The organism is Pseudoalteromonas sp. TB64 (assembly GCF_000498095.1).
Classification (GTDB): Bacteria; Pseudomonadota; Gammaproteobacteria; order Enterobacterales; family Alteromonadaceae; genus Pseudoalteromonas.
This window is the reverse complement of the sequence record NZ_AUTQ01000185.1, coordinates 1-7,047: the sequence shown is the minus strand read 5'-3', so window position 1 is coordinate 7,047 and position 7,047 is coordinate 1. Positions and strand designations below refer to the sequence as shown.

Sequence of the window (7,047 nt, the reverse complement as noted above, 5' to 3'; positions counted from 1 at the left end):
GCAACAAAGCAACCAATATCAGCCGCAAGGTGGTTTTGCACCACAACAAAGCAGTGCACCACAAAAGCAAGGCGGTTTTGCTCCTAAACCACAAAATGCACCACAAGGCGGCGCATCAAATCCAATGGAACCAACAATAGATTTTGATGACGATATTCCGTTCTGAGGGTTATCAGAGATGTAACTTTGTAAAGTTTATATCTTAAAGTATTAATTAATAAGTTAATATTTAAAAAGTTTACATAAAACATTGTAGTTTTTGTAAACTTTTTTTATACTTGTTTGTAGCTTATGCTTTACCTTGTTATTTTGTAAAGTTTTTAATGTTCTGGAGAAGAAATGAAGTTAAAAAGATTACAAATGTCGAATGGGGAAAAGTACTCAATCTTACTCGATGAAAGCGGGGCCCCTCTTTTATACGAAAACCTGTTTGTTACTATTCATTATCGAAACTTTTCTCGCGCTAGCAATACTTGCCATGTTGTTTTCGAGCATCTTCGTCTTCTTTCCGAAATATGTGGTTATCTTAACCTTAATTTGGTTGAACGCTGTAAAGCAGGTAACTTCCTTAAAAAGAATGAACTGCAACAGTTAAAAAATGCAGCTTCGTTTGATGTAGAAAAAATTAGGGAGATGTTTGCTAAACACAAGGTTTCAAATATTGTTCCGTTCAAGCTCAATCCAAAGAAGCTGGAAACATCAAGGGCAACTATTATTATTGAGGATGATAGAAATATATCTTCTTATACGGCATATAATCGAATAACAACTTTTGCTTATTACCTTGGTTGGCTTGAAAGTGAACTGTGTCCCTCTAAGGCTGAATACTTCAAAGCAAAAGAATCCACGGAAAAAACCTCTAAAACAAAAAGCCTCAGTTCAGAAAGTTTTTTATTATCCATCCGGCCTGATAGGAAATCTTCAAATGAGAATGAAACTGTAGATTGGGGGCAATGGCGCTCATTAACTGAATCCCAGATCATTGAAGTAATGGATGTTATTCGAACTAATTCATCGAGAAATCCTTGGTGGAATGAGTCTGTTCGTTATCGAAATGAACTAATTTTTAATTTCTTTAATTCAGTAGGGTGTCGTCGTGGTGAATTGATGAAAGTTAGAGTTAAAACAGATAACAACCAGTCAGATATCATAACAAATGAAAAAAATGGGCGTAAGTACCTAAGAATAAATGCCTCTGTGGACAAGGAAGATGATCGCACTATTCGACCTGAGGGAAAAACAAAGGGTCGAATAGTGCCAATGGATAGTCGCCTTACGACAATGTATGAGAATTACCTTATCAGTCATCGTCCGAATGCTAAAGGCTCTGAGTATATTAAGTACCTATTTGTAACTCATAACCATCGTACGAAATCGAATTCAGCTTTATCCTTAGCACAAGTGAATAAAATGTTTAGGCAGGTGTCCGAAGTGGTTGGTTATAGGGTGCATCCCCATGCATTGCGACACACATGGAATGATAGATACAGTAAAACTACAGATGCTCTTATTGAGCAGAATAAAACGACAGATATAAAATCAGAGTCTGACAGAAGAAAGCTTATGGGCTGGTCGGAGAAATCTTTAAGTGGTCAGCATTATGCGAAAAGGCATACTGATAATCGTGCTATGGATATTGGTTTAATAATGCAAGAGAAGCATAGTGAGCAGCTAAATCAAGTCGTCGGTGCCTACGACGAAGACATTGACATGTAAGAGGCCATTTAATTGGAATATAATTTTGAGAACCAAAGTTTTTTTGCTAAAAAGAGCAAAACAACAAAAGCTATATCATTTAATAACTTTGAATTTGACTACCTTGACGATACTTGGATTCTCAGTCGGAATATAACATTATCTGTAGCGAAAATAGACAAGTTTAAAGTACCGTTGTGCGAAGATATTCTTGAGACGCTAGTGTATTTTGCTGAGAATTTTTCGGCGGGCTATACACAATCTTTAATGAAATCATTAAACGCATACCAAAAGCATACAGGCCTTAGAGATTTTACTGAGCTTGGTTTAGTGACTTTCTATAACTTAGCTAAAAATGGGGCGAAATCCAATAAATTTAAGGCCTACGTGTCACAAGTTCGCTGCTTCATTAAGAAAATGCGATTTTTGGGCTTAGCTTCCCATATAGATGAATCAATTTTTAAGCTGATTGATGGCTGGCGTATCGGTGGAAACGATAAAGGCATACCTGTGCTGACTCTCGATCCTGAAACAGGGCCTTATAGTGATTTGGAGTTTGATGCGATAGGCCATCATGCAGCCCATAAATATGCTGAAGGAAAGCTGAGTCTTGAAGAGTATATGACTATCACATTATTCAAAGCTTCAGGTCGACGCCCTGACCAATTAGCTTCTACTAAGCATAAAGATTTTTTTTGGAGCAATACTCACTCTTCTATATCCACTTATATCGGTAATATACCGAGGGCTAAGCAAATAGGAGAAAAATTCAGAGCTTCTTTGACACCCTTTGCGTTTACCATCGAAATTGGTCGAGTGATAGAAAAATATATCAAAGAGCAAACTCAACTTGTTGAAAAGATACTAGGTCGCAAATTGACGGATGAGCAAAAAGGGGAGTTACCCTTATTTATCGCTCACGATGTAATTAAGGAAATGAAGCATCTCAGTTCAGAGCTACTTTTTTCTTTTTTAAAATCTGAATTACTGCACATAAAAAATATCGATCTATCTTCAAATCTAAGAAGAGCTATAAAAAGGCTTAATGTAATAAGTGAACGTACAGGAGAGCCTATACATTCTACAGGATACCGCTTTCGTTACTCTATGGGCACGAGGGCAGCAAGAGAAGGTGCTGGTGTTCTTACAATAGCTCGGATACTTGATCATTCTAATACCCAGAATGTAGGAGTGTATGTTAAAAATATACCTGAATTTGCCATTGAAGTTTCGAAAATCATGAACCAATCATTAGCTAAGTATGCTTCCGCATTTGCTGGTCAGATAGTAGCCGATGAAGATGAAGCGAATGGTATAAATCCTGGAGCAGCACGCATTCCATGCCGTGATAAGGACTGCGATATTGGCTCCTGTGGTACAAACGCTTTTTGCCAAGATTATGCGCCCATAGCCTGTTACCTCTGCCCTAAATTTAAACCATGGGCTAATGCTCCCCATCATCTAGTTCTTGAGTGGTTAGTTGAAGAGAGGGAGCGTCTAAAAAAGGATGCAGGTGGGGATATGCAAATCGTAACAATTAATGATCGTGCTATCTTGGCTGTTTGCCAAGTAATTGAGAAATGTCGTGAGTACAATAATGCCTGAAGTTTTTATTTTTAAACCTAAACACGAACTTGAGCATGAGAATAATTTAAATGAGTTTCTTGCATTCTGTAGAAAACTCCCACCGTTGAATGAGAAGTATGACTATGAAAGTAATTATTGGGATAAAGTCGGAAACTTCACAATATTTGGAGCTAATAGTCGTAAGCGAATGACAGAGCAGCTTTTCGATCCCTCATTTATGCCGTTTGCTAAAGCATATATTGTTTATGGCGGTGGTGGTAAGTCAGCTGTAGATAATAGATTAAAAGCATTAAGAGCTATTCATGCAAGCCGAACAGATACAAATGCTCTAGTAGATATTAATGTTACAAAGCTTACAGCTAACGACTTCAATAATGCAGCTGAAGCTGCAAGAAAAGCACTGGGTAAGGGGGCTGCATATCAAGCTGGACGAGGGCTAGCTAACCTATTAAAGTTTTTAATTGAGCACAACCTTATTTCGCGTTTTTCATGGAAAAACCCAATACTCAAACCTGCTCATCAGGCTGTTGATGATGATGATGCTAGACAAGAGAAGATGCCAGATGAAGATGCTTTGATGGCGTTAGCCAGAGTAACTTCATTTAAGATGGAAGAACTAAGCCCTAGAGATATATTTACCACATCGACAATGGCACTATTATTTTCAGCACCCAACCGTGGCTCTGAACCTCTTTATCTTCTAGATAGCTGTATCGAATGCACTCCAATGAATGCAAAGAAAGCGATAGAGCTAGGACTATCTGAAGAGGAAGTTAAAGCGCTAATTCTAGAAGAAATTAAAAAAGCAAAAAACCAGTCGAAACAAGCATTAATTATTGATAGTGGAAATGGAAGTGTTCTAGCTGAGCCAAGTAATCCTGACGATATTAAAATTGACTGGGACACGAAGATCATTGTTAAAGGCATTAAGTGGTACTCAGGGAAAGGTTATGGGTACGAAAATAAATGGTTGCCTACCGTTATGTATCAATTAGTAGAACAAGCCATAGCAAGACTACAGGAGCAGTCAAAAGATGCTCGAAATTTTGCAAAAATGCTAGAAGACTCTCCAAGTTTTCCTCGTCATAAATTGTGCCCAAATGTGCCAGAAGAACAATTATTAACTATGAATGAGGCTGCATTAGCCTTAGGCTTAGATTTATCAATTTATGGTGACATAAGTGATAGCCATAAACGAAAAAATATGCGTACCGCTCGCAATCAGATCCTCACAAAAAGAGGTATTGCGCGCAAGGATTATACTGTGAATCTTGTTGATTTAAATAAGATTATTCGCGATAGCTTGCCTGATGGGTTTCCGTATATTCCATTTAAAAATGGTGATGGTATTAAAGTTAAGTGGTCGCAATCTCTTTATGCTAGTTTTTCTAACAGTTTAGAATCAAGAAGAGCAACTATTTATACTGAGCTACAGATCCCGACTATTAATACACTAAATGAGGACTTAGCACCGACTAAGAAAAAAAATAGAACAACAGGTGAACTAGCTTCAGGAGTACATTCTATATTCCAGCGTTGGGGATATGGAGATTTAGTCATTACTTCACACCAGTTACGACATATGCTGGACACAATGGCAGCCGTTAACGGAATGGATGGAGAAATGCGTGCTAAATGGGCAATGCGAAGTGATCCTGCTCATAACCGATACTATGATCATACAACTTATGAAGAGTACGGCGAAGACTTTATAGAAAGTCGCGAGAGAGAACTTGCTTCAAATGAGATGACGACTCAACCGAAAAATGAAAAAAATCAGGTTCAGCTATTAATCGCGACTGCCAGAACCATTCAGGAACTCAATACTAAAGCGTCCTTAACTGCTCATACAACAGAGTTTGGCATGTGTATAGCATCATATATATCAGAACCCTGTACTAAATATCGTGATTGTCTTAATTGTGATGAACAAGTATGTGTAAAAGGTGATGATGATAAGTGCGAGAGGGTCCGTCAGCGTCTCAAAAAAGAAGAAAAGCTTTTAAAAATGGACAAGAAGGCTGTAGATGATGGGGTGCAAGGTGCATTACGGTTTTATGAAAGCAGAGCACTTACGGTTGAGCGGGCCAAAGAATTAATTAGCATGTTTGAAGATCCGAATATAGAAGATGGCTCACTAATAAAACTAACAAATTTGAACAATGCATCTTTATTAGACCGAGCTATGGATATAAATGGCAGAAAAAGGCTACCTAATATCATTAATTATCAACGTACTAAACAAGTTCAGAAAATATCGGTTGATGAAATGATTAGGAGTAACCTTTCAATCGACACCCTGCCTAGCCCTTCGGCTGATGATGATATTTCCTTTGAAGACTTAGATGAAATGAATGAATTATACTTCCCCGAGGATTAACTATGGCTAAGCACCTGACAGATGAAGATATCAAAAACGTGGTTGAACTACTTGATGATTGGCCTACAGACTCAAGATTAACATGGGATTCTTTGATCGAGGCTGTTGAGCATGACTACAAACTCAAAACAACAAGACAAACATTGTCAAAGCAGTCGCGAATAAAGACAGCTTTCACTGAGGTCAAAGCAATTGTTTCTGGTAACACCAGCAAGGTTAAAAATGTAACTCAGTCATTACCGCCAAGCCTAAAAATAGCAGCTGAAAGATTAGATTCTTTAAAGCGAAGAAACGAAAGGCTTGAAGCTGAAAATAATCGATTATTAGAGCAATTTCATACATGGCTTTATAATGCACACATACACGGAGTTACGCCTGAACAACTAAATCAGCCATTGCCTACCAAAGATAATTAGGTAATTTAGGTATATTCTATTCTTTGTTAAGGTTAGGTTTTATACGCTGGAATTGGTGCTTTATGTCTGAGATAGCATAATGAAATCTAGGGGCTGTTGATCTTTGTAGTATATATATTAATCAGCCCACATTGGTAGCCACATCATAGTAAATGCTAAAGCGAGCATGGAATGATAATTCCGTTCAAGCTTTTCATACCTTGTAGCTATCCCTCTATATTGTTTGATCCGACCAAAGGCATTCTCAACTAAGTGCCTATATTTGTACATGCACCAGTCAATATCTTCATTACCCACTAAACTGTTATCCTTGCGTGGAATAACGGGTGTAGCGCTATTATCACGAATAAACTCTCTTAGTTTTTCACTATCGTAGCCTTTATCTGCGACAACCACATTACTCGTTGGGCAATTGTCTACAAGTGACTCTGCATGGACGATATCATGCGTATTTCCACAGGATAATTCATAATAAACAGGCAATCCTCCGCTATCTACTGCAAGATGAATTTTAGTCGAATTGCCACCTCGACTCTTACCGATTGATTCATTGCCAGCGGTTCTTGCACCGCAACTATGCTGGTGAGCCCTGACAATACTGCCATCAATAAAGATCCAATCCATATCAGCATAGTGGGATAACACACGAAATAATTCATTCAAAATATCTTTTTTGGACCATAAATTAAATCGTCTATAGATAGCACTCCACGAGCCGAAATAAGACGGTAAATCTCGCCAAGGAATACCGGTACGCATCTTATAGAGTATGCCTTCGAGCGTTTTTCTATGCTCAGGCTTATTATAAATTCGACCACTTAAGTGCATTACTTTTGATAAGACATTCCATGTCGCGTCTGTTAACATTAATCTTGGCATGAGGGTTCGGTGTAACGTTTTTTAGCGAATTCAATTATACCTTATCCTCATGCTGTTTGTTTTTTATACCGCAAAGATCAACACGCCCTA

The 7,047-nt window shown here is 38.0% G+C and carries 5 protein-coding genes and 1 pseudogene; 5 read left to right on the top strand and 1 reads right to left on the bottom strand.

Going from position 1 to position 7,047, the window contains the following annotated elements:
• The 5 genes and pseudogenes from L647_RS1000000126490 to L647_RS0115280 form a co-directional block, all read left to right on the top strand.
• Positions 1 to 166: pseudogene (locus L647_RS1000000126490) on the top strand (single-stranded DNA-binding protein); the annotation flags it as partial.
• A gap of 173 nt (positions 167 to 339) precedes the next feature.
• Positions 340 to 1,716: a site-specific integrase gene (locus tag L647_RS0115295; RefSeq protein WP_024594440.1), complete on the top strand. Its 1,377-nt coding sequence runs from the start codon at positions 340 to 342 to the stop codon at positions 1,714 to 1,716.
• 12 nt (positions 1,717 to 1,728) lie between these two features.
• Complete coding sequence (locus L647_RS0115290) at positions 1,729 to 3,300, top strand: site-specific integrase (RefSeq protein ID WP_024594441.1); 1,572 nt, start codon at positions 1,729 to 1,731, stop codon at positions 3,298 to 3,300.
• Positions 3,293 to 5,662 (top strand): integrase, encoded by a 2,370-nt coding sequence (locus L647_RS0115285; RefSeq protein WP_024611834.1) that lies wholly within the window; start codon positions 3,293 to 3,295, stop codon positions 5,660 to 5,662. The genes L647_RS0115290 and L647_RS0115285 overlap by 8 nt, the downstream gene beginning before the upstream one ends.
• A 2-nt stretch (positions 5,663 to 5,664) precedes the next feature.
• Positions 5,665 to 6,078, top strand: coding sequence for a hypothetical protein (locus L647_RS0115280; RefSeq protein WP_024594443.1), 414 nt, complete (start codon positions 5,665 to 5,667; stop codon positions 6,076 to 6,078).
• A 117-nt stretch (positions 6,079 to 6,195) separates the two neighbouring features.
• On the opposite strand, the gene L647_RS0115275 is transcribed toward L647_RS0115280, so the two are convergent.
• A complete protein-coding gene (locus L647_RS0115275; RefSeq protein WP_024611512.1) occupies positions 6,196 to 6,957 on the bottom strand; it encodes an IS5 family transposase in 762 nt (253 codons plus the stop codon).
• Positions 6,958 to 7,047 lie beyond the last annotated feature (90 nt).